Genomic DNA, 22,373 nt, shown 5'->3' on the forward strand with positions numbered 1-22,373 from the left:
ATATGAATAACCCAGTCGTACTAGATTCGAAAACAGAATTGAATGAGCAAACCGCACAAGACGTTCGCTTGCAACTTAGACAAGATGCTGAAGTACAACGTATTTATAATGCAGTAGACATTAAAGACCAACTAGAATTAATCGAGCTTGGAAAAGAGCCTTCTATGGAGATTTCACGTTTCGCTGATCAAATTTTACATACAATGTCTTTATCGAAAATAGAAGACTCTGGTGAATTATTAAAACAGCTTGGTAAAATTATGGACAGATTTGATAGTAAAGACTTTGCGGAAGAGAAAAGTGGTTTCTTCTCACGTATGTTCAAAAAAGCAGATAAAATGATTGAACAAATCTTTAGTAAGTATCAGACGATGGGTCGCGAAATGGATAAAGTATACGTAGAAATTACGAAGTATCAAGATGAAATGAAAAAATCAATTGGTACGTTAGATGGTTTATATGAGCAAAACTTAAAGTATTATTTAGACTTAGAAAAATACGTAGTAGCAGGGGAAATGTTATTAGAGCGTTTAAATACAGAGTTAGTTCCGATGTACGAAGAGCGCATACGTAATAATGATCAGTTAGCAGGTATTGAATTAGAATCGCTTAAAAACTCTGTTGAAATTTTAGAACAACGTATTGATGATTTAGAAAAAGCACGTATGGTTGCTCTATTAACAGCGCCACAAATTCGTATGATTCAACGCGGTAACAATAAATTAATCGGTAAAATCAATACAGCATTTATTACAACGATTCCTATTTTTAAAAATGGTATCATTCAAGCGGTAAATGCGAAACGTCAAAAACTTGTTGCGGACTCTATGGCTGAACTTGATCGCCGTACAAATGAATTACTTAAGAAAAATGCACAAAATATCGCAACTCAAAGTGTGGAAGTAGCGAGAATATCAGGTTCTTCTAGTATTAAGATGGAAACACTTGAGGAAACTTGGAACATTATTTCAAGAGGTATGCAAGAAACACAACAAATTGAAGAGCAAAATAAACGTGAGCGTGAAGAAAGTCGCAAGCGTATGGCTACATTAACAGAAAACATTAAAAAAGAATTACAAGGATAAACAAAAAGGCAATGAGGAATATTCCTCATTGCCTTTTATTCGCTATTTGCGTGCTAATAATTAGTGGGGATGAACAAAATCTCCACTGATTAAAGTTGCACTTTATTTTCTCTTAAATAATTTAATGATTTCATTCACAACAAGCGGAATGATACTTAACAAGAGAACAAATCCCCAATCTCGCATTGTTAATGCATGCACACCAAATATATTGGCAAGAGGTGGGATGGAGATGATACACACTTGCATAAGAACACCGATTAGAAGTGAGAAGACTAAATATTTATTTGTAAATATCCCAATTGAAAAAATTGATTTCGTTCTTGAACGTAAGTTAAATGAATGAACGAGTTGAGAAAAACTAAGAACGACAAATGCCATCGTTTGAGCGTGTAATAGAGCGTCATCATCAATTTGATCTGGGAAGAGAGGAAATAAATTTGTATCTCCTGTATAGAGCTTTGCCCCGACGATAAAGGCTGTTAAAGTAAGAAGTCCAATTAAAACCCCATTGAAAATAAGAAAAGGAACGCTGCCGCTAAATAAGCTTTCTTTCGCATGTCGTGGTTTGTCCTTCATCACATCTGGATCTTCAGGATCAACACCGAGTGATAATGCAGGCAGTGTATCTGTAATTAAATTTACCCACAAAATGTGAATAGGTCGTAGTGGTGTTGCCCAGCCGAGTAAAATAGCTAAAAAGAGAGCTATAATTTCGCCGAAGTTACAAGAGAGTAGGAAGAGAATAGACTTTTTAATATTACGATAAATATTTCTTCCTTCTTCAACAGCTTTCACAATAGATGAGAAGTTATCATCTGTTAAAACTACATCTGCTGCGCCTTTTGCGACATCTGTTCCTGTAATTCCCATCGCTACTCCAACATCAGCTTGTTTTAAAGAGGGAGCATCATTTACACCGTCACCAGTCATGGAAACGATATTTCCTTCATCACGTAATGCTTTTACAATCTTCACTTTATGTTCTGGAGAAACCCTAGCAAAGACATTTAAGTGATTAATTTTACTTGCTAGTTCTGTATCTGAAATGTTATCTAATTCAGTTCCAATCATAATTTCAGATTTTTTTTCAGCAATACCAAGTTCTTTGGCAATTGCAAAGGCGGTATCCTTATGATCACCAGTAATCATAACTGTGCGAATACCAGCTTTTTTACATTCTATAATTGAATCTTTTACTTCTGTGCGTGGTGGATCAATCATACCGACAAGACCGATAAAGATGAGATTTTCTTCGAGGTGATTAATATCCACATCGTTTGAATCGTATCGTTTATATGCGAATGAAAGTACTCTTAAGGCTTCTTGCGACATTGACCCGGCAGATTCTAATATTTGATTTTTATCAGAATCTGTTAGGACCTCCAGTTTATTATTTATAAAAATATGGGTACAGTGAGGTAAAAGTTTATCAATAGCACCTTTCGTCATGCTATAGTAGCCTTCATCGTACGTATGTACAGTTGACATCATTTTACGATCAGAATCGAAAGGCAATTCGTTAACACGTTCATGTTTATTTTCTAAATAATCTTTTTGAATGTTAAAAGAGCTTCCGGCAACAAGAAGGGCAATTTCTGTAGGATCCCCCGTTTGTGAGTCGGCACCGTAAGAAGCATCGTTGCATAAAACCATATTTTCTAATAATAGACGGTGTGCAGCATTATTTACATTCAAATTTTCTAGCTGATCGTATGCACGATCACTATAAAAGTGAGTAACAGTCATTTTATTTTGAGTTAATGTACCTGTTTTATCTGAACAAATAATCGTGACAGAACCGAGAGCTTCAACAGCTGGTAGTTTACGAATGATAACGTTTTGTTTAATCATACGCTGAACACCAATTGCAAGAACGATGGAAACGATAGCTGGTAAGCCTTCTGGAATGGCTGCAACAGCTAAACTAATTGCGGTCATAAACATTTCCAAAGTATCTCTTCCTTGTAAAAAACCGATGAGAAACATAATAACGCAAATAGCTACAGCGACAAAACCTAAATATTTTCCTACTTGTGCTAAGCTTTTTTGAAGCGGTGTCATATCATCTTCAGCTTCATGCAAAAGAGTTGCGATTTTTCCGATTTGTGATTTCATTCCAGTTTCGACAGCAACACCGACGCCACGTCCGTATGTTACTAACGTCGACATAAAGGCCATGTTTTTTTGATCGCCTAATGGTACTTGCTCATCACTTTGCATGGAAGGGTGGTAGACTGCATCTTTATCGACAGGGACAGATTCACCAGTTAGAGCAGATTCTTCAATTTTTAAATTCGCAGTTTCGATAAGTCGTAAATCGCAGGGGATATACCGCCCAGCATCAAGCATAACGATATCACCTGGAACGACGTGCTCAGATGGAATCTCTTTAAGTTCACCATCTCGCTTTACGATAGCTTTAGGTGTTGCCATCTTTTTCAATGCTTCTAAAGCCTGTTCTGCTTTCGATTCTTGGATTACACCGATAACAGCATTTAAAACTACAACGAGCGCGATAATACTTGCATCGGCCCATTCACCTACAAAGGCGGAAATAAGGGCAGCGATAATAAGGACATATACGAGGACGTCATTAATTTGGGCGAAAACGCGCTGCCATAAAGTACGTTTTTGTTTTGAAGTCAATTCGTTTGGACCATACTGTTTTAAACGTTCATTTACGTTTTCATCTGTTAAACCGTGCTGTTCATTTGTTTCTAGGTCGATTAATGTTTGATTTTTCGTCTTACTGTACCAATTGCTCATAAGTAAGCACCCCCAGTAAAAACAGTTAGCAATGGTAGTGTGGCAATTTTTTTAGAGTAGTATGTATGGAGAAAAAATCTAAGGTGAGGTTCTACTTTCATTGTACAGTATTTTAGAATGTGATGAGGAAAAGAGAAGAGTTGTCATGAATTTGTTGAAATTAAAAGAGCCTCGAATACGTGAGGCTCTTTGTTATTTTTTAATTAATGTACCTAATTCCTCAGTAATAGCTTGCATTTCACTAATACTGAATGTTTCACGTTTCATAACATGCTCATAAATGTCACGTAAGTCCTCGTACATTTCTGCGTTAAAACTAGCAGCTCTCATTGCTCCAGCATTAACCATGCGTAATTTTTCTTTAATAGCTTCTACCATATATTCAACGTTTGCTTCTGATTTTACGGATAAATCCACCGAAGTGTCCCCCTTTAAAATAACATAAGGTTATCTTAACATTTTTTTATCATTTTCGTTAATGAAACTTTTCAATCCTATTAAATTAGTAGGGATTTCCTTTATATTTAATAATTGGTTGTTTATACTATATAAGTATATAGTAAGAAATGCACCAAGAAGGGAAGAAACAAAAATATGGTCCGGGTATTGTTTGTTTGTCTTGGGAACATTTGTCGTTCTCCAATGGCAGAAGCAATTTTTCGAGATATTGTCGTAAAAGAGGGACTCGAAGAGAAAATTGTCATTGATTCTGCAGGAACTGGAGATTGGCATATTGGTCATCCACCACATAAAGGAACACAAAAAATTTTAAAAGAAAATGAAGTCTCTTTTGAAGGAATTAAAGCACGGCAAGTAGAAAAAGAAGACTTAACAAAGTTTGATTATATTATTGCCATGGACAACAAGAATATAGCGGATTTAAAAAGTTTTGATAAAACTGGAGGCTATATTGGTAGACTGTCCGATTTTGTTCCAGACGGTGGCTGGACAGACGTTCCTGACCCTTACTTTACAGGGAACTTCCAAGAAGTGTATGACCTTGTAACAGAAGGGTGTGTAAAGCTATTAGCTTTCATTCGAAATGAACAAGGAATATGAGGAAGCTTAGAAAGTAATACTTTCTAATATAAGAAATGAAAGGGTGAAGGAATATGGCAAAGAAAAATAATATTGCTCGAAACATTGCGATTGGTGTAGCTGCAGGTGTAGCTGTATCTATGTTAAAGAAAGAAAACCGTGAAAAAGTAAAAAATACGGCAGAAAAAGCAAAAACAAAGATGATTGAAATTGGTGAAAATGCGAAGATAAAAGAAAAAGTGCAAACTGTTACAGATAAAGGACGCGAACTTGCTGATTTCAATGTAGTGAAAGCGAAAGTAGCAGAAATTAAAAAATTGACGCCGTCTGTTGTAGAAACGTTAAAAGAAACGAAAGAAATTTTTAGTAAGAAAAAAATTGTGCCAGTAGAAAAGCCGGAAACGATTGAAATTCAAGCTGTATCTCCAAAGGTAGATGAGCTTAAAGCAGAAGAAGAGCCAGTGGTAGCTGAAGATGGTGGTATGAAAGAAGCGCGTGAATTATTTATGAAGGACTCAAATGCAGAGGAAAAAAAAACTGAAGCATACATTGAGCTAAAGCAAAATAAAGAAGAGAAGAAAAGCGTCTAAAACATATGAAAAAATTTCTAGAAAAAGCAAAAAGAAATCGCACTTTTTCGTTTGGGAAAGATTTATATGACCGGACGATGCGCGATGATGTAGCGGGCTTAGCAGCACAGCTCGCTTATTTCTTCTTGCTTGCGATTTTCCCTGGGCTTGTTTTCTTAATTACGCTTCTTGGCTTTATTGACCTTCAAACAGAAAGTGTGCTCAATTTATTAGAACCGTACGTACCAGAAGATGCGATGAACTTAATTGAAGTAAACGTAGATAAAGTTGTAAACGAACAAAATGGTGGTTTATTATCATTCGGTTTACTATCGATGTTATGGTTTGCTTCTAATGGAGTAAATGCGATTATGAATGCTTTTAACCGTGCTTATGATGTAACAGAAACACGCTCCTTTATTAAAACAAGAGCTTTATCAATTGTGTTTACATTAGCTATTATTTTTATGATTGTGTTTGCGCTAATTGTTCCAGTATTCGGACAAGTAATTGGTGCAGCAGTGTTTAAAGCAATTGGTTTATCGGATAGTTTTGCTTATGTGTGGAGTATTGCACGTTTAGTAGCGAGTTTCTTCGTTTTGGTCGCTTTGTTTAGCTTTTTATATACGTTTGCACCTGATCGGAAATTAAAGCGAAGAGAAGTCATATCGGGGGCTTTATTTGCTACTGTAGGGTGGATTGTGGTATCGTACTCATTTGCCTATTATGTAGATAAATTTGCAAATTACGCTAATACATATGGTGGTCTCGGTGGTATCATTATTTTAATGTTATGGTTTTACTTAACTGCGTGGGTAATTTTACTTGGCGGTGAAATTAATGGTTTACTCCATCATTATAGAACGGGTGACAATAATTCCCGTAATGAAAAATGAGCTCTTGTTCCATAATAAAAGGGAACAGGGGGGATATTTCATGAGTAATAATAAAAAGAACCACAATAATAAAAGCAACAATAAACAAAAGAGCAGTTCGCATCCAAAGCATAAAACAAGCAGCAGTGCGAACGGTCATAATAGCTACCATTAAAAAAAACGGGTCCTTCATCAGGGACCCGTTATTTATTTCCTTTTAATAATCGTAAACCATTCAAAATGACAAGGATGGTACTTCCTTCATGTCCAATAACACCGAAGGGAAGAGCTAAAAACTGTAAAAAATTTGAACAAATCAGCATTGCAATGACAGCTAAAGAGAAGATAACGTTTTGCTTCACAATACGGTTCATTCGTTTTGATAAACGGATTGCTTGAGAGAGACGAGATAATTCGTTTTTCATAAGAACAACGTCTGCAGTCTCTAATGCTACGTCTGTTCCTTCACCCATCGCAACACCAATACTAGCAGTAGCGAGGGCAGGTGCATCGTTTATACCATCTCCAACCATGGCGACTATGCCATACTTTTCTTTTAACTGCTTTATCGTTTCAACTTTTGTTTCCGGTAAACATGATGCGTAATATTCTTTTATATTACTTTCATTGGCAATTGCTTTTGCTGTTTCTTCATTATCACCAGTAATCATGATTGCTTCGACACCAATGCTTTGCAAATCACGAATAGCCGCTATCGTTTCTTGGCGAAGGGTATCTTTTAAAGCGATCAGTCCAAGAATACCATCCTCATCACTAATATAAACGACAGTTTTTCCCTCTTTTTCAAGTGAAGCAGAAATGCCATTATGGAATGTTTTTATTTCTTCCCCGATAAAATCAGCTTTACCAATTTTATAAGCTTTGTTTTCTAATATTCCTTTTAATCCAAAACCAGTTACATCTTCAACGTTTTCTGGTTTTTTTATCGTAATGTCGTAAGCATGTTTTGCATATTTAACAATCGCTTCTGCTAAAGGATGTGTAGAGTGACTTTCAATCGCTGCTGTAATAGAAAGTACTTCACTTTCTGCTATGCCTTCTCGAACATATACATCTGTTACAGTAGGTTTTCCTTGTGTTAATGTTCCTGTTTTATCAAAGGCAATCGCCTTTACTGAAGCTAGACGTTCTAAATGAATACCACCTTTAAAGAGAATACCGTTTCTCGCTCCGTTTGAAATCGCTGATAAAGTTGCCGGTGTAATGGCTGCAACTAGTGCGCAAGGAGAAGCGACTACAAGTAAGATCATAGCGCGATAAAACGTTTCATTCCAACTCCAATCAAGTAAGAAATGAGGAACGAACATCATAAGCGCAACAACAAGTAGTACACCTTTTACGTATGTTCCTTCAAATTTTTCGATGAATAGTTGTGATGGTGATTTTTCGCTTTGTGCACTTTGAACGAGACGAATAATCTTTTGGAATAATGTTTGATCGCTCGGCTTCGTAATTTTAACTTCAATAGCTCCACGTAAATTTACAGTGCCAGCAAATACTTCATCACCGAATTTTTTCTCATTTGGAATAGGTTCTCCTGTAATAGCAGCTTCATCAATATTTGTTTCACCAGTATGAATTGTGCCATCAGCAGGAACACGCTCACCTGGCTTAATTAAAATAATATCGTTAATTTGTAATTGTCCAACTGGAATACGTTCCTCGGTTCCGTGTGAAATACGTAATGCTTCTTCAGGTTGTAAGTCAAGAAGCGCTGAAATTTCTTTTTGGCTTTTACTTAATGTATAAGATTCCATTGCTCCGCTTAATGCAAAGATGAAGATTAAAATAGCACCTTCTGCCCAGTAACCGATAACTGCGGCGCCGATAGCTGCAAAAATCATGAGCATTTCAACATTTAGCTCTTTCTCTTCAATTGAGTCTGCAATACCTTCTTTCGCTTTTGCAAATCCTCCAATTACATAAGCAAGGATATAGAAAGTAATACCTGCACTTATTGCATCATTTTTTGTGAATAACCAGCCAGCTAAAATAAAAATACCAGATGCGATTGCAAATATAAGTTCATAATGTTTCTTTAATGTATCCCATAAAGAGGGATGAGAAATATCTTTTTGTGCTTGTAATGTTTTTACTTCTGCGTTCATTAATACTCGCTCCTTCCGAATTCTTATTGAGAAAAAGAATCAAAATCGAAACCCCTATAAAACGACGAAAGCTGCCATCCATAATGGATAGCAGCATTTCTGTTGAATCTGATTTTAATAGTTATTATGTTGTAATTATTCTATAGTATAGCATATGTTTTTCTTAGATGATATGTTTTTGTTTTAGTATAAAGTGAAACTTTAATCAGTGGGGGTTTTGTTCATCCCCCACTGATTATTAGCCTTCACCAATCGGGCTTTTACGGGCAGCAGGGCTCCCACCTAACTGCTTTGCCCCAGCCGAATTTGGAGGTGGGAGTTTTACTACCCGGCGAATAGCGGGATAAACTGAAAACTTGTGTTTTCGCATTTCCTTTGGTATATATGAATATTGTTCATAAAAAGGTCGGAAAGGAAGACATCAAGTTGAAGACAGAGAAATTTTTTACCCATCCGATTGGCGTGTTTATTGCTGCAATAGTAGCAACATTTTTATGGGGAAGCGCATTTCCCTTTATTAAATTAAGCTATGTTGAACTTGGAATTCAGCCACAAGAAGTCGGGGAACAAATATTATTTGCTGGCTATCGCTTTTTCTTATCTGGTGTAATGCTCTTATTATTTTTTAAAGCGTTAGGAAAAGATATGAAGTTCAAAAAAGGAACAGGAAAGCAGTTAGTTCAAATTGGCTTGTTTCAAACTTTTCTTCAATATATATGTTTTTATATTGGAATGAGTTACAGCTCAGGAATTGAAGGAGCGATTATTTCAGGAACATCATCATTCTTTCAAATTTTACTCGCACACTTTTTATATAAAGATGATGCTCTAAATAGGAGAAAGGTAATTGGAGTAGCTATCGGTTTTTGCGGTGTGATTTTAGTGAATGTACCGAGTGATGGAAGTTTATCATTCCATTTTGGAATAGGTAGCTTATTACTTCTTGGAGCAGCGATGATGTATTCGTATGGAAACATATTAGCGAAAGAAGGTAGTAAAACGTTAGATATTGGGTATATGACAGCATATCAGATGATTTTCGGATCAATTGGTTTGATATGTATAGGTGCATTTCAAGTTGGAATGATGCCATTCGCATTTAATCTACATGCAATACTTATGCTCATATATTTATCGTTCTTATCAGCAGCGGGATTCTGTATATGGAATACAATTATGAAGTATAACAAGGTAGGGAAAGTCTCGATGTATATGTTCTTTATACCAGTGTTTGGTGTGCTACTATCAAGTCTGATTTTAGGGGAAGCAATTCATTCCTTTGTATTATTTGGTTTAGCATGTGTCGCAGCGGGAATTATTGTAGTAAATCGTAACCCGGTTAAAAAGAAAGTTGAGCAAGAAAAACAACTAGCATAGAGAACAGAAAAACGATTAAAATGGAAGAACAGTATTGTTCTTCTTTTTTTACATAGAAAAAGGAGAACGTGCTATATGTAACGAAAAAAAGATAGAAAAAGCATTTATTGAGGAGAACATATTATGAATGTACTTTACATTGTGTTAGTCGGGCAAATTATTCTTTTTTTAATGGGAGCAATTTATGCAATAGGACAGACGAAAAGAACGAGAAATAATATGCCGTTACCTTTAGCGGTTCGTCTTATTCTTAGTTTTTCTTTAACAGGAAGTGCAATTTGGATATGGTTACAAGATCCATCGGTTGAGTACAGTACGTGGGTTGCACTCGGTATGACATTGTCAACTGTAGGGGATTTATTTATGGCAGGATTAATTCCAATTGGTCATCGATTAATTGGAGGAATGGTTACTTTCGCTCTTGCACATTGTTTCTATGTGAAAGCATTTTTACAAACAGGTATTTCATGGAATGGTTTTTGGATCGGTTTACTCGTATACGGACTCTTTCTAATTATAGGATGGTTCTTTTTTATCCGAAATGAAAAACAGGATAAATTGTTTACGATTGGGGCTCTAATTTACGGTTTGTGGGTTGGAGGAATGGCATGTTTTGCATTCGCCTTATATTACGAGAATACAGGAATATGGTGGGTGCCAGCACTTGGTGGCTTATTGTTTGTGATTTCTGATTTTATTATCGGTGTGACAGATATCGGGGGGCGCAAACTGAAGTATGAACCACTTTGGGTTTGGTTTACATATGTCGCAGCGCAGATGTGTATCGTATATGTAGGATTATAAAAAGATACTCTCAAAAATAGTTGATAGACTATTTTGAGAGTATCTTTTTTATTGCTATGCTACTATATTTGTTTTTTAACTTATGCAGTATTCTATATTTTCTAAGCATGAATGTCATAGAAAAAGTCCTGTTTAGTAGATGAAAAATATAGTATATAAGGATAGTAAATTTATGGGTGTTGTTATTTTTATATTTGTAATATTCCAATGTTATAATTCAGAATTTTGTGGAAATTCATCAGTCGGAGTACTTATAATAAAAATAAAAAGATGATGAGATGGTGGAATGATGCAAAAGAAAAAACGTTTGCGTGAATTCTTTGAAATAATTGCGATTGCATGCTTAGTGGTGTTTTTGGCAAAAATCTTTTTGTTTTTTCCTACGACTGTAAAAGGCGCATCGATGAGGCCGACGTTACAAGATGGAGATAAAGTAATTATTAATAAACTTGCAAAGAGATTGGAAAGTTATGAGAGAGAGGATATTATTGTCGTGAAGACAGATAATTTCTACGTGAAGAGAGTTATTGGATTGCCAGGAGATGTAATTGAGATGAAGAATGATCAATTATATGTTAATCATCAAGTGAAAAACGAAGAGTATTTAAAGAATAATAAAAAACAGGCAGAAAAATTACTTATCAATTTAACTGAAGATTTTGGACCGATTACAATTCCTAAAAACAAAATTTTTGTGATGGGAGATAATCGTTTAGTTAGTAGGGATAGTAGGAACGGCTTAGGGCTCATTGATAGAACAGAAGTATTAGGAAAGCTCATGGCGATATATTATCCATTTGAACATGTGAAAATGGATAATTAGAAATAAGAAAAACCAAGCGAATTAGTTGCTTGGTTTTTCTTATTTAAACAGTTGGTGTTTTATTTATTGTTTCTTGTGAAGCAATGATTTCATTGTTTCGGTCGATATTTAACATGAATTTTCGTTGTAACAATTGCAATTTAAAGAGTGTTAAAGGATCATGATAAGTTTCTGGGTTCGTTCTTAGCTTTGTTAATGTTTGCTCATCTTCTTGTATTTCAAGTTGGGCCGCTTCTACGGTTTGTTTCAATATGCTAAGAGGGTCTTTAAAGAACATCATGATATCACGTTCTAGCGCACCTTCAAATACTTCAAATTGAAGGAAAAATTGTTTTGAAATCATCTGAGCAACTTCTGTATAATCTTCTGTTTCAATATATTGTTTATATTTATTTGATAGCATAGATTGATTTTTTTGCATATTACCGAATAATTTCCCTGCACTCTTTAAGAAAAATTGTGTCGGTGTAAAGCGTAATAAAATATTGATGTTAGCTACTGTAATTCTATTCGTCATTCTTGCAACATCTCTATCCCAGTCATCTAGTAATTTGAAATCACAAGGAAGTTTAATACGCTCTTCCTCATAGAGCTTATTAAAGGTATCGCCCATTTCATCTAAATAAGCCTGAGCTTGAATGAATTCATTATGAGCAGTTTCAATCCATTCTTGAATAGATTGAGTAAATTTAGGGAGAAGCACTTGCTGTACATGTTTTTGAATTCTTTCATTCATTGCTACATTTAGTTCTTCATGGACCAATTTGAAATCACTATCTTCTTGAACAAGATCAGAGCAACTCTGCAACAATTCAGGAATTTGAGAATGTATATCCTGCGTAATCTCTTCTTTCGTTAAGAGATAAGATTCTGTAATGGAACGAATTTTATCTTTTTGGATGGCAGTAAGATTATTAATAAAACCATCAAGTTTTACTAAAATATGTTTATTCCAGCGGACGGATTTCACTAACGTATTTTCTAATTCCACACGTTCATTGACAAGGTATGCGATTGTTTTTTGGATAAACCATAATAATTTTTCAATGCGTTCTTTTTCAACGTTACGCTGAGTAAGGTTAGAAAGAATAGAGTCTGTTACGTTACCTAGCTGTTCACTACTCTCTTGTGAAGGAGAGTAAGGGAAAAATTGTGCTTCTGGGAAATGTACGAGTATTTTCTTTTTAATGTTGTTCGTGATGTTTTCACTAGTATTCGTATCAATTGTTTGTAAGACGAATTGAATTTGTAAATTTGGTACTTGCTCACGAATATATAATAATGTATCGAGCTCTTCATCATGTAATGGTGAAGCTGAATTTAGTACATAGATGAGACTATCTGCTGCCTGTAAGTATTCAAAGTGAGAGCTGTTTTTGTCAAGTTGTCCATGCACAGTAGGTGTGACAAGGAATGAAAACTTATTTTTTCGTAAAAATCTACTTGGTAATTTAACTTCAATACATTTTTTTTCTAGTTCTGACTGAGAAGGTGCCGCTAGTATGTTATGAAGTTCGTCAAAGTTTGGTATATTTCGTATATCTAGCTCTGTAAGCTCAGTTATTTCAGTTTGACTATCATCTTTAAATGTAATTGAAGTTGTTATAGCCCCATTTAATATATTTTCTCCTAGTATAGAGTTAATAAAGGCTGATTTATCATAATCGCTAGCGCCTGCTACTAGAAGTTGTGTAACAGTTAAATCGTATAACTCACGAACAAGTAGTGTGAATTGATGACCTAAATCTACATCATTCTTCTCAGCCCATACAGCAATCGTTTCAAATAATGCTGATACGTCTGCCATATCAACATTTGCATGAGCTGATGCATTTGAAAGTAAGGCACCTGCGCTTTTTACGAGTAATGATTCTAGAGTTGTCGGTGAAACTTCATTCCATGCTAATACTGCTGCGGAGACAAGTAAAGAATCCTCGGTTTTCGTTAAACTAAACCAATTTGTTAATAAATCTGGTACAAGTCCTTGTAATTCGTGCATGAAATATTGTCCAGTAATCAATTCAAAATACGTCTCTTGATAGCGAGTAGAAATTTCATTCCAATCATCATTAGCGTCTACTTCAATATGTAAGAATAAGTGATTTATTGTTTGAATCCAAGGTAGATGTAATGATTCATTTTGATAACTGTTCCAAAGTGAAATAACAAGCTCTTTAAATTGAACTTGATCAATTGTATATAAGGCTTTTAAAGATTCATAGAAATACTCAGGTTTAATTTTTTTAGTAAAGCCTCTGTTCACATAATTTATTAAAGTATCGAACCAGTGTAATGATTTTGTTCGAATTCCTTCTTGAACAGCGAGTTCAATAGCATTATTCCAATCTTCTTGTTTTTCATAGAACGATCGAGCAATCGCAGTAATATTCGGATAGTCTGGTTGAAATGCAACAGCTTCACTAATCGTCTTAAATGCCAGTCCTAGACGGTCTTGCTCGATATAAAGAGAAAGAAGTTGTAGGGAAACTTCCATCGTAAGAGTTGTATCTTCTGATTGAATAGATTTATAAAGTTCCTCTGCTTTTGGTAAGAAACCTAATTCGAAATAAGCATCTGCAATATTCTTCATGGCCCAGAGAGCAAGTTCATTATTTACTTTCTCCCATTTAAATATTGCTGCTTCAAAGTCGTTATTTTGAAAGTAAACTTCACCTTGTGCGAAGCGAATATTAGATATATTGGAGAATTCATTTTTTGATTCATTTATATATGCTTCACCGAGTACTTCCGTTACCGGAATGGAAGTTTCTTCTGTTAAAAATGTTTTATAGTAAATCTTTTGGATAAATTGTTTTTCAATGGTCATGTTCGTTCCCCCTGTATAATTTAGAAAAATGATGTTGTATGTAAAAGGGTGCATGTTACTTTATTAGGTAGAAGTTGCATTATATAGACCAAACTACGTTTTTGCTAGATATATCATTTTTCCTGAGAGTTAAACCGTTGCGAAAAGTAACTTTCCTTTATTGTAACAAAAAAACAAGCCTATGAATTTTTATTTTTTAATCCCGATTGGTGCAGGCTAATAATCAGTGGGGATGGATAAAAAACCCACTGATTAAATCTCTGTTTAAGGAATGGAATAGAAGTAGAGTTCATTATAAAAACAATGTATAGTGAATATGTATACCATGTTTGTCTTAAAGATAGAATGGGCACAATATGGAATAACGATCGTGTATAGGATGTGTCTTCCGAATGGAACAACATATTGGCGAGTTAATCGCACATTATGGTTATTTTGGAATTATTATAGCTCTAGCTGGCGGGATTGTTGGATTACCTATACCGGATGAGTTTTTATTGACTTTTATTGGATATAACATTTCAAAAGGAGTTATGTCAGGAACAGCTGCTTTTTTAAGTGGAATGGCAGGGGCAATGCTTGGCATTACATTAAGTTACATGTTAGGTTTAAAACTTGGGCTCCCTGTTTTAAAAAAATATGGTCCGAAAGTTAGAATTAAGGAACATCATATTGAAAAAACACATATTTTATTTGAAAAATACGGTCCATTTCTTTTAATGATTGGATATTTTATACCAGGAGTACGTCATTTAACAGCATATTTTGCTGGAGTTTCAAATTTAACATGGTGGCGTTTTTGTTTGTATGCTTACGGTGGTGCACTAATTTGGATAAGTGTTTTTATTGGCCTAGGTTGGAAACTGGGAGAGAAGTGGCGCTTTGTTGAATATAGTTTACATCATTATGGAATATGGATTTTATTAGTTTCGGCAATTGTAACATTGATTGTGTGGATTTACATAAGGAAAAGAAAAAACCGCTAATAATAGCGGTTTTTTAGCTGAAAGCAATAAATAATACACCAGCTGTAATAAAGACTACACCAATACCAGTCATAAAGTTTAACTTTTCACCTAATATAATCATCGCGAGAATAATGGAAAATACTACACTTAATTTATCGATAGGTGCTACTTGTGAAACTTTTCCTGTTTTTAATGCAAGAAAATAAAATAGCCATGACGAAGCACCAGCGATTCCACTTAATGTGATAAATAGCAGTGCTTTTTTATTTAAGAGAACATCACCGATATTTTGAAATTTACCTTGTATAATAATAACCCCTACCATAAATAATGCCATAATAATAGAGCGAACCGTTGTTGCGACGTTGGCATCGATTCCATCTAAGCCAATCTTTCCAAAAATAGATACGAGGGCAGCGGCAACTGCTGATAATAGTGCGAATAATAGCCATGAACTCATAGGGAAATTCCTCCAATCTTACATTATTATACATGAAAATCATTCTCATGTATAAATAACGAAATAAACCCCCGCCCTATATTTTTAATAAGGTGGGGGTTTATTATGCTACTCTGCTATTTCTTCATATAAAAAGTACGTTACATTATAAATATGTTCTACTTCATCATCCGTCATAAATAATAATTCGTCACGTTCAATCCCTTTTTTCTTTTCAATAAACTCAATCATGTTTTTTCGTTCTTCTCTTTTCATCAATTTTTATTTCTCCCCTCAATCTGTTTTAATACAGTTTATTTAAGTTACTTCTATTATATAACAGAATCTTTAGAAAGTTCCACCTATTTTATTGTTTTTTTCAGAAGAACCTTTCGACAAAACAAGCCCACCAAAGGGGGCTTGTTTTTATTTTATAGTCGTAAAAACTCGGGCTCGGTCGTACCGGCACTATCGATGTAATAAATTGTATCGGGATTAATTTTTATTAGTACGTAATTAGGGTCTTCCGCACCGAGTAACCAGCGTTTTAAGCTATTAGTCCAAAATTTGTTTTTTAATGTTTGATCTTCTTCGATGGAAGCTATACCTTCAACTTCAATGTAATCTTCATCTAATTTCTTTCCTTCGCGTCCAAGTAGTACATGTACATTGGGATTTTTTTCGATATCTGTTATCTTTTTTGAATTTCGATCTGTTGCAACATATAGTACAAAATCTTCGTGGAAAAACATCATAAAGGCGCTATGTGGCTTATCGTTACGTACAGTAGATAATACACCAGTACGTTGACCTTGAATAATAGTTGCGATTTTTTCTTTTAAGTGCATATTTTTAGCCTCTTTTCATAATTCGTAATTTTTTCTGTCTGAACAAGATAATTTAAATATCTTTCATACTGTTTTCTTCAATCCGATTTTTTAAACGTAATTGTGATGAAATCGGACAAGTTAGGAGATGAATAATAATAATATCGAGGAGAAATACATACGATGGAAGGATGAAAAGCATGTTTAATAAAATATTTCTTACAGTAGCGCTTATAGGTGTACCACTTTCTGTAATCGGAAAAACACTTCATTGGCCACAAACCATTATGTTTGCTGTATACTGCATTACTATTATTGCATTAGCTGGTTTTATGGGGAGGGCGACAGAAAGTTTAGCAATCGTTTCTGGGCCTCGGATAGGTGGTTTATTAAATGCCACTTTCGGTAATGCCGTTGAACTTATCATTTCAATTTTTGCACTTCAGGCAGGATTAACAGAAGTTGTTTTAGCTTCCTTAACTGGTTCTGTACTTGGAAACTTATTACTGGTAGGAGGGCTATCCTTCTTTATAGGTGGCCTTAAGTATAAAAGGCAAAGTTTCAATGTTTATGATGCAAGACATAATTCAGCTTTATTAATATTTGCTGTTGTCGTAGCCTTTGTTATTCCGGAGATTTTTTCAATGAAGATGGATGCTGGAAAGACGTATCAATTAAGTATTGGTGTTTCTATTATCATGATTATTATGTACCTTGCTGCATTGCTATTTAAGTTAGTTACGCACCGTGGTGTATATCAACATAAAAGTGATGAAGTAGCACATGAGGAAGAGCCAGAGTGGTCCAAAGGTAAAGCGCTACTCGTTTTAGCGATAGCAACACTTGCAGTTGCTTATGTGTCAGAGGCACTCGTACATACTTTTGAAACGGTCGCAAAGTCGTTTGGCTGGTCAGAGTTATTTATAGGGGTTATTATCGTTGCAATTGTTGGTAATGCAGCAGAACATGCATCTGCGATTATTATGGCATATAAAAATAAAGTGAATATCGCAGTAGAAATTGCAGTAGGTTCTACATTACAAATCGCCATGTTTGTTGCTCCTGTGTTAGTACTTCTTTCGATGCTTTTTGCACAAAAGATGCCTTTAGTATTTACAATACCAGAACTTGTTTCTATGATTACAGCTGTTTTCTTAACCATTGCGATTTCAAATGATGGGGATACAAACTGGTTTGAAGGAGGCACTTTATTAGCGGCGTATGTCATTATGGGAATTGGTTTTTATTTATTATGAAAAATAGGGATAACAATGCGTATGAGAGAAAACAATAAAGTGAAACTTTAATTAGTGGGGGATTTCCATCTCCCGCTAATTATTAGCTGAACCAATCGGGCTTTTACGGGCAGTTGATTTCCAAACTAATTTCTTTGTTTAATTGGAATATTAAGGTGGAAATCTTACTGCCCGTTAATGCGGGATAAATACAGTAAATTATATACCTTTATGTAGGAAGGAGCCAGACAGGTGAAACGAGTATACAGCATATGTCTTTCAACCATGGTCTCGTTTATCTTATTATTTCCTAACAGTAGTTTTGCAAAGACAACGGTAGAAGTAAAAATGCCTTCATCTGTTTTAAATATTTCAAAAGATAATACATTTCCGAATGATGCACAAGATTTACCGCGTTTACAGCCAAGTAAGTTTGCGCAAGAACTATTGAAAACAGCAAATATCAAAATTGAAAATCCAGATTTAATTCGAATGTTTAATGAAACAACAATTTCGAATGCACCGCTTGCGGTAGGATACCGGGCGAAAATTTATTTAGGTCAATGGGCATTAAATTATGAGTCAATAGATACATCGATTAATTGGGAATATAAGCAAGTGAATCGCAACGTGTACGATAATCGCGGAGGTGATCGCTTATACCCACTTCGCTATAAGCAAGAAACCCAAAAGACAATCGAAGGTGATTTAACAGCAGATATGAAAGATGCCACAGATGTGAAAAAAATGATGCTTCTAAAAGCGCTTGAAAAAGTACAATTGCCACTTTCATTTAAAACAACCATTGGTTATGGTACCGGACATGAGCGTGTTTATAATATTAGTCCAAGTCAAATTGGATATTTATATGCGTATACACCAGCAGTAAATGAAAAAGGAAAAGTAACATTTGGAGAAGTCTACCTTGTGTTAAAAGGGAATCAAAAAAGACTTGTCGTGAAAAATATTACATCTCAAGGAATCGGAGCTGCTATTCCAATTCATGATCATTTATTTTTTAAATTTGTTTCTTCATCACATTCACAATGAAATAAAAAACGTCAGCCTATAAGCTGACGTTTTTTATTTATCCCGCTATTTGCCGGACAGTAAAACTCCCACCTCAAAATTCGGCTGGAGCAAAGAAGTTAGGTGGGAGCCCTGCTGCCCGTAAACGCCCGAATGGTGAAGGCTAATAATCGGTGGGGGATGAATAAAACCCCACTGATTAAAGTTTCACTTTATAACATAATGTTTGATGTTTTTGATAAGAAATCTTCTTTTGGATAGTAGCTATTTTTTACAAGAACATTGGGTCCAAGGCATTTCACGGCAGGACAATGGCAACTCAATGATTTTGCTGTTTTTGAGTCACACCATTTGTCGTAAGCTTCTTGTAGTGTATTTGTTTGTACATTACCTAGAAGCGGGACATCACCGAAATCGGTCACGATAATATTTCCATCGAAAATATTTACGTTCAAACGAGAACGACCATCTGGATCATTGCGGACAGTTACATTTTTACTTTCATGTAATCTCTTCAATGTGTATAAATCACGTTCATCATCACTACATGCATAGAAAGGTAATGTTCCAAATAACATCCATACATTTTCATCACGGATCTCTAATAAATGTTCAATTGCATTTCGAATTTCTTCTTTTGTTAAAATTTCAAGTGTGCTAGCGAAGTCACTCGGATACATTGGGTGCACTTCATGACGTTTACAGCCCATTTCTTCAACGATTTGACGGTGAATATGTTCAATATGTGGTAGAGTTCGTTTGTTTAACATAGTTTCGGCTGATACGAGTACACCTGCCTCTGATAGAGCTTTACTATTTGTAATCATTCTTTCAAATAATTTAGCGCGCTGTTCATAAGTAGGTTTACGCTCCATCATTGCAAATCCGCCTTCAACGAAGTCATCGATTGTTCCCCAGTTATGTGAAATGTGCAATACATCTAAGTAGGGAATAATTTGTTCGTAACGTGCTAAATCTATAGTTAAGTTTGAGTTGATTTGAGTGCGAACGCCTCGTTCATGGGCGTATTTTAAGAGTGGTGTTACATAGTTGTCGACGGATTTTTTTGAAAGCATAGGTTCTCCGCCTGTAATACTTAAAGAACGCAGATAAGGAATCTCATCTAATCGTTTTAATAAAAGCTCCATCGGAAGCGGATTTGGATCTTTCGGCTGTAATGTGTAACCAACAGCGCAATGCTCGCAACGCATATTGCATAACGTCGTCGTTGTAAACTCAACGTTTGTTAATAGTAGTTTGCCGTACTCTTCAAGGTCCATATACGCTTCCCATGGATCGTAAGAAGGAGTAATCGGCTTCATTATTTGTGATATCGTCATATGAAATACTCCTTTGACTATTGAAATAACAATTTGTCCATTCTCTATAATAGAAGAATATGTGCTTTTTATAAAGTGAAACTTTTTTGTGAAAAAAGAGAGAGGGCTTACATTATAATGAATTACTGCGACAAATTTGATGAAATTACATGCCCATATCCATCATTTTTGCGGTATAATAAAAGCAACTCGAATTAAAAGGAGAGTGCCTTCATGGGAAAAGCAATTCAAGATAAAGATTCACAACTAGTATATTTGAAAAAACGTTTAAATATGTTCATTGAAGTAATTGATACGATTGAACCAGAAGAGGTAGAATTAGAAGATGTAGATCGTCTTCTTGCAATGTTAGATGAATTAGAACTGAAATGTGAGCAATTTAAAAAAGACGAATAATATATTAAAAAGGCTGCCACTACAAAATTGGCAGCCTTTTTCTGTACGGATAATAGAAGGAATATAGAAAAAAAGGTATAATCAAGTTGTGAAAAATTTCATTTAACCTTTAATGGCGTGAAATAAATAAACAGCTGAAGAGTATAACAATGGAATTTTTATTTCATAACGTTTTGGTAGCGTTCACAATTGAGGGGGAAGTAACAATGGAAAAGCTTCAAGAAAGCATGTATCAACTAATTGTTGAAACGTCAACGAACTTACCGAAAGATGTTCGTCGCGCAATTCAACAAGCGAAAGAACGAGAAAATGCAGGAACTCGTTCGGCGATGGCACTTGGCACAATTACGAATAATATTAAAATGGCAGATGATAATATCTCGCCAATTTGCCAAGATACAGGGATGCCAACGTTTAAAATTTATACACCAGTTGGTGTGAATCAATTAAAACTGAAGGAAGCTATCTATAGTGCGCTTGAGCGGGCGACAAAAGATGGTAAACTTCGTCCAAACTCTGTTGATTCTCTTTTTGGAGACAATAGCGGAAATAATTTAGGACCAGGTACACCTGTTATTAAGTTTGAACAATGGGAAAAAGATTACATTGATGCACGTTTAATTTTAAAGGGCGGGGGCTGTGAGAACAAAAATATTCAATATAGCTTGCCTTGTGAAATAGAAGGACTTGGACGAGCTGGGCGTGATTTAGAAGGAATTCGTAAATGCCTTCTTCATGCAGTATATCAAGCGCAAGGGCAAGGGTGTAGCGCTGGGGTAATCGGCGTCGGTATCGGGGGAGACCGCACATCAGGTTACGAATTAGCAAAAAATCAATTATTCCGTACATTAGATGATGTAAATTCAGTTCCAGAATTACAAAAGCTTGAAGAGTACGTATTAGAGAATGCAAATAAGCTTGGCATTGGTACGATGGGATTTGGCGGAGAAACAACTTTATTAGGTTGCAAAGTTGGAGTATATAATCGTTTGCCAGCGAGCTTCTACGTATCTGTTGCATATAATTGTTGGGCATATCGTCGTCTTGGTGTAACAATTCATCCTGAAACAGGTGAAATTATGGATTGGTTGTACCAGGAAGGTGAAGATACACTTCAGCAAGATGCTGCGCAAGAACAAACAGAGCAGCGTGAAATCGTATTACAAGCTCCAATTACAGAAGAGCAAATTCGTGAACTTCGTGTTGGTGATGTTGTTACAATTAACGGCATGATGTATACAGGACGTGATGCGATTCATAAACATTTAATGGATAACGATTGTCCAGTAGATTTAAAGGGACAAATTATTTATCACTGCGGTCCAGTTGTAGTGAAAGATGAGAATGACAATTGGCAAATTAAAGCGGCAGGTCCAACGACAAGCATTCGTGAAGAGCCATATCAAGGCGATATTATGAAAAAGTTCGGTATTCGTGCTGTAATTGGTAAAGGCGGTATGGGTGCTAAAACATTAGCAGCTTTAGAAGAACACGGTGGTGTGTACTTAAATGCAATTGGTGGTGCAGCACAATATTATGCTGAATGTATTAAAGAAGTGAAAGATGTTGATTTCTTACAATTCGGTATCCCAGAGGCAATGTGGCATTTACGTATCGATGGTTTTAAAGCAGTTGTAACGATGGATTCTCATGGTAAAAGTCTACATGCTGATGTTGATAAAACATCACTTGAAAAATTGGCGAGCTTTAAAGAACCTGTATTTAAGTAAAGAGAAATGCATCTCGAATTATTCGAGGTGCATTTTTTTGGTATATATAGAAAATCATGTTCAGCATGAAAGAAAGCAGGGAAACAGAAACTACAGGTACGATTATATATGGA

General features: G+C 35.3%; 20 protein-coding genes. 12 read left to right on the forward strand and 8 right to left on the reverse strand.

Annotated elements, in window-relative coordinates:
- Positions 1 to 2: 2 nt before the first annotated feature.
- The gene (locus NSQ47_RS22935; protein WP_002115838.1) at positions 3 to 1,085 is read left to right on the forward strand and encodes a toxic anion resistance protein; all 1,083 of its coding nucleotides are present in this window, start codon (positions 3 to 5) and stop codon (positions 1,083 to 1,085) included.
- Between the two features lie 102 nt (positions 1,086 to 1,187).
- On the opposite strand, the gene NSQ47_RS22940 is transcribed toward NSQ47_RS22935, so the two are convergent.
- Entirely contained in the window at positions 1,188 to 3,854 is a 2,667-nt protein-coding gene (locus tag NSQ47_RS22940; protein ID WP_341038047.1) for a cation-translocating P-type ATPase, read from the reverse strand.
- A 192-nt stretch (positions 3,855 to 4,046) separates the two neighbouring features.
- Entirely contained in the window at positions 4,047 to 4,271 is a 225-nt protein-coding gene (locus tag NSQ47_RS22945; protein WP_002113714.1) for a DUF1128 domain-containing protein, read from the reverse strand.
- A 177-nt stretch (positions 4,272 to 4,448) separates the two neighbouring features.
- On the opposite strand from NSQ47_RS22945, the gene NSQ47_RS22950 reads away from it, so the two are divergent.
- From NSQ47_RS22950 to NSQ47_RS22960, 3 genes are read left to right on the forward strand one after another with little or no spacing between them, the layout of a single operon-like run.
- Positions 4,449 to 4,913: a low molecular weight protein-tyrosine-phosphatase gene (locus NSQ47_RS22950; protein WP_341038049.1), complete on the forward strand. Its 465-nt coding sequence runs from the start codon at positions 4,449 to 4,451 to the stop codon at positions 4,911 to 4,913.
- 53 nt (positions 4,914 to 4,966) lie between these two features.
- A complete protein-coding gene (locus NSQ47_RS22955) occupies positions 4,967 to 5,482 on the forward strand; it encodes a DUF4075 domain-containing protein (RefSeq protein WP_002115844.1) in 516 nt (171 codons plus the stop codon).
- Positions 5,483 to 5,487: 5 nt separating this feature from the next.
- Positions 5,488 to 6,357: a YihY/virulence factor BrkB family protein gene (locus tag NSQ47_RS22960; protein ID WP_002113728.1), complete on the forward strand. Its 870-nt coding sequence runs from the start codon at positions 5,488 to 5,490 to the stop codon at positions 6,355 to 6,357.
- Between the two features lie 182 nt (positions 6,358 to 6,539).
- Here the strand turns inward: NSQ47_RS22960 and NSQ47_RS22965 are convergent, their stop codons facing one another.
- Entirely contained in the window at positions 6,540 to 8,465 is a 1,926-nt protein-coding gene (locus NSQ47_RS22965; protein WP_002113732.1) for a heavy metal translocating P-type ATPase, read from the reverse strand.
- Between the two features lie 426 nt (positions 8,466 to 8,891).
- On the opposite strand from NSQ47_RS22965, the gene NSQ47_RS22970 reads away from it, so the two are divergent.
- From NSQ47_RS22970 to lepB, 3 genes are all read left to right on the forward strand, one after another.
- On the forward strand, positions 8,892 to 9,842 hold the full coding sequence (locus NSQ47_RS22970; RefSeq protein ID WP_088077378.1) for a DMT family transporter: 951 nt from the start codon (positions 8,892 to 8,894) through the stop codon (positions 9,840 to 9,842).
- Between the two features lie 123 nt (positions 9,843 to 9,965).
- Positions 9,966 to 10,646, forward strand: a complete 681-nt coding sequence (locus NSQ47_RS22975) for a lysoplasmalogenase (RefSeq protein ID WP_341038051.1) — start codon at positions 9,966 to 9,968, stop codon at positions 10,644 to 10,646.
- Positions 10,647 to 10,932: 286 nt separating this feature from the next.
- Positions 10,933 to 11,469 carry a signal peptidase I gene (gene lepB, locus NSQ47_RS22980; protein WP_070169839.1) on the forward strand — a complete coding sequence of 179 codons (537 nt, stop codon included), beginning with the start codon at positions 10,933 to 10,935 and terminating at the stop codon, positions 11,467 to 11,469.
- 43 nt (positions 11,470 to 11,512) lie between these two features.
- Here the strand turns inward: lepB and NSQ47_RS22985 are convergent, their stop codons facing one another.
- On the reverse strand, positions 11,513 to 14,296 hold the full coding sequence (locus NSQ47_RS22985; RefSeq protein WP_341038052.1) for a tetratricopeptide repeat protein: 2,784 nt from the start codon (positions 14,294 to 14,296) through the stop codon (positions 11,513 to 11,515).
- A gap of 392 nt (positions 14,297 to 14,688) precedes the next feature.
- Here NSQ47_RS22985 and NSQ47_RS22990 point away from each other — a divergent pair, with 392 nt between their 5' ends.
- On the forward strand, positions 14,689 to 15,282 hold the full coding sequence (locus tag NSQ47_RS22990; protein WP_078180151.1) for a DedA family protein: 594 nt from the start codon (positions 14,689 to 14,691) through the stop codon (positions 15,280 to 15,282).
- 13 nt (positions 15,283 to 15,295) lie between these two features.
- Here the strand turns inward: NSQ47_RS22990 and NSQ47_RS22995 are convergent, their stop codons facing one another.
- The 3 genes from NSQ47_RS22995 to NSQ47_RS23005 form a co-directional block, all read right to left on the reverse strand.
- On the reverse strand, positions 15,296 to 15,724 hold the full coding sequence (locus NSQ47_RS22995) for an EamA family transporter (protein WP_002113746.1): 429 nt from the start codon (positions 15,722 to 15,724) through the stop codon (positions 15,296 to 15,298).
- A 108-nt stretch (positions 15,725 to 15,832) separates the two neighbouring features.
- Positions 15,833 to 15,979 carry a BH0509 family protein gene (locus NSQ47_RS23000; RefSeq protein ID WP_000817786.1) on the reverse strand — a complete coding sequence of 49 codons (147 nt, stop codon included), beginning with the start codon at positions 15,977 to 15,979 and terminating at the stop codon, positions 15,833 to 15,835.
- Positions 15,980 to 16,134: 155 nt separating this feature from the next.
- Positions 16,135 to 16,551, reverse strand: a complete 417-nt coding sequence (locus NSQ47_RS23005; protein WP_002140268.1) for a pyridoxamine 5'-phosphate oxidase family protein — start codon at positions 16,549 to 16,551, stop codon at positions 16,135 to 16,137.
- Positions 16,552 to 16,730: 179 nt separating this feature from the next.
- Here NSQ47_RS23005 and cax point away from each other — a divergent pair, with 179 nt between their 5' ends.
- A complete protein-coding gene (gene cax, locus NSQ47_RS23010; protein WP_002159406.1) occupies positions 16,731 to 17,786 on the forward strand; it encodes a calcium/proton exchanger in 1,056 nt (351 codons plus the stop codon).
- 231 nt (positions 17,787 to 18,017) lie between these two features.
- Positions 18,018 to 18,815 (forward strand): YfkD famly protein, encoded by a 798-nt coding sequence (locus NSQ47_RS23015; protein ID WP_002159405.1) that lies wholly within the window; start codon positions 18,018 to 18,020, stop codon positions 18,813 to 18,815.
- A 191-nt stretch (positions 18,816 to 19,006) separates the two neighbouring features.
- Here the strand turns inward: NSQ47_RS23015 and yfkAB are convergent, their stop codons facing one another.
- Positions 19,007 to 20,134, reverse strand: coding sequence for a radical SAM/CxCxxxxC motif protein YfkAB (gene yfkAB, locus NSQ47_RS23020; RefSeq protein ID WP_002113768.1), 1,128 nt, complete (start codon positions 20,132 to 20,134; stop codon positions 19,007 to 19,009).
- Positions 20,135 to 20,347: 213 nt separating this feature from the next.
- On the opposite strand from yfkAB, the gene NSQ47_RS23025 reads away from it, so the two are divergent.
- Positions 20,348 to 20,530: an SE1561 family protein gene (locus NSQ47_RS23025; protein ID WP_002091170.1), complete on the forward strand. Its 183-nt coding sequence runs from the start codon at positions 20,348 to 20,350 to the stop codon at positions 20,528 to 20,530.
- 206 nt (positions 20,531 to 20,736) lie between these two features.
- Complete coding sequence (gene fumA, locus NSQ47_RS23030; protein WP_087945984.1) at positions 20,737 to 22,260, forward strand: class I fumarate hydratase; 1,524 nt, start codon at positions 20,737 to 20,739, stop codon at positions 22,258 to 22,260.
- Positions 22,261 to 22,373: the final 113 nt, after the last annotated feature.

This window comes from Bacillus sp. FSL R10-2780 (assembly GCF_038006125.1).
In the GTDB taxonomy this organism is placed as follows: domain Bacteria; phylum Bacillota; class Bacilli; order Bacillales; family Bacillaceae_G; genus Bacillus_A; species Bacillus_A cereus_U.

Excerpts from the sequence above, each read along its gene's own strand:
- fumA (WP_087945984.1), top strand. The coding sequence starts at position 20,737 with ATGGAAAAGCTTCAAGAAAGCATGTATCAACTAATTGTTGAAACGTCA.
- NSQ47_RS23005 (WP_002140268.1), bottom strand. The coding sequence starts at position 16,551 with ATGCACTTAAAAGAAAAAATCGCAACTATTATTCAAGGTCAACGTACT.
- NSQ47_RS22985 (WP_341038052.1), bottom strand. The coding sequence starts at position 14,296 with ATGACCATTGAAAAACAATTTATCCAAAAGATTTACTATAAAACATTT.
- yfkAB (WP_002113768.1), bottom strand. The coding sequence starts at position 20,134 with ATGACGATATCACAAATAATGAAGCCGATTACTCCTTCTTACGATCCA.
- NSQ47_RS22940 (WP_341038047.1), bottom strand. The coding sequence starts at position 3,854 with ATGAGCAATTGGTACAGTAAGACGAAAAATCAAACATTAATCGACCTA.
- NSQ47_RS22975 (WP_341038051.1), top strand. The coding sequence starts at position 9,966 with ATGAATGTACTTTACATTGTGTTAGTCGGGCAAATTATTCTTTTTTTA.
- NSQ47_RS23000 (WP_000817786.1), bottom strand. The coding sequence starts at position 15,979 with ATGAAAAGAGAAGAACGAAAAAACATGATTGAGTTTATTGAAAAGAAA.
- NSQ47_RS22960 (WP_002113728.1), top strand. The coding sequence starts at position 5,488 with ATGAAAAAATTTCTAGAAAAAGCAAAAAGAAATCGCACTTTTTCGTTT.
- cax (WP_002159406.1), top strand. The coding sequence starts at position 16,731 with ATGTTTAATAAAATATTTCTTACAGTAGCGCTTATAGGTGTACCACTT.
- NSQ47_RS22995 (WP_002113746.1), bottom strand. The coding sequence starts at position 15,724 with ATGAGTTCATGGCTATTATTCGCACTATTATCAGCAGTTGCCGCTGCC.
- NSQ47_RS22935 (WP_002115838.1), top strand. The coding sequence starts at position 3 with ATGAATAACCCAGTCGTACTAGATTCGAAAACAGAATTGAATGAGCAA.
- NSQ47_RS22965 (WP_002113732.1), bottom strand. The coding sequence starts at position 8,465 with ATGAACGCAGAAGTAAAAACATTACAAGCACAAAAAGATATTTCTCAT.
- NSQ47_RS23025 (WP_002091170.1), top strand. The coding sequence starts at position 20,348 with ATGGGAAAAGCAATTCAAGATAAAGATTCACAACTAGTATATTTGAAA.
- lepB (WP_070169839.1), top strand. The coding sequence starts at position 10,933 with ATGATGCAAAAGAAAAAACGTTTGCGTGAATTCTTTGAAATAATTGCG.
- NSQ47_RS22955 (WP_002115844.1), top strand. The coding sequence starts at position 4,967 with ATGGCAAAGAAAAATAATATTGCTCGAAACATTGCGATTGGTGTAGCT.
- NSQ47_RS22950 (WP_341038049.1), top strand. The coding sequence starts at position 4,449 with ATGGTCCGGGTATTGTTTGTTTGTCTTGGGAACATTTGTCGTTCTCCA.
- NSQ47_RS22990 (WP_078180151.1), top strand. The coding sequence starts at position 14,689 with ATGGAACAACATATTGGCGAGTTAATCGCACATTATGGTTATTTTGGA.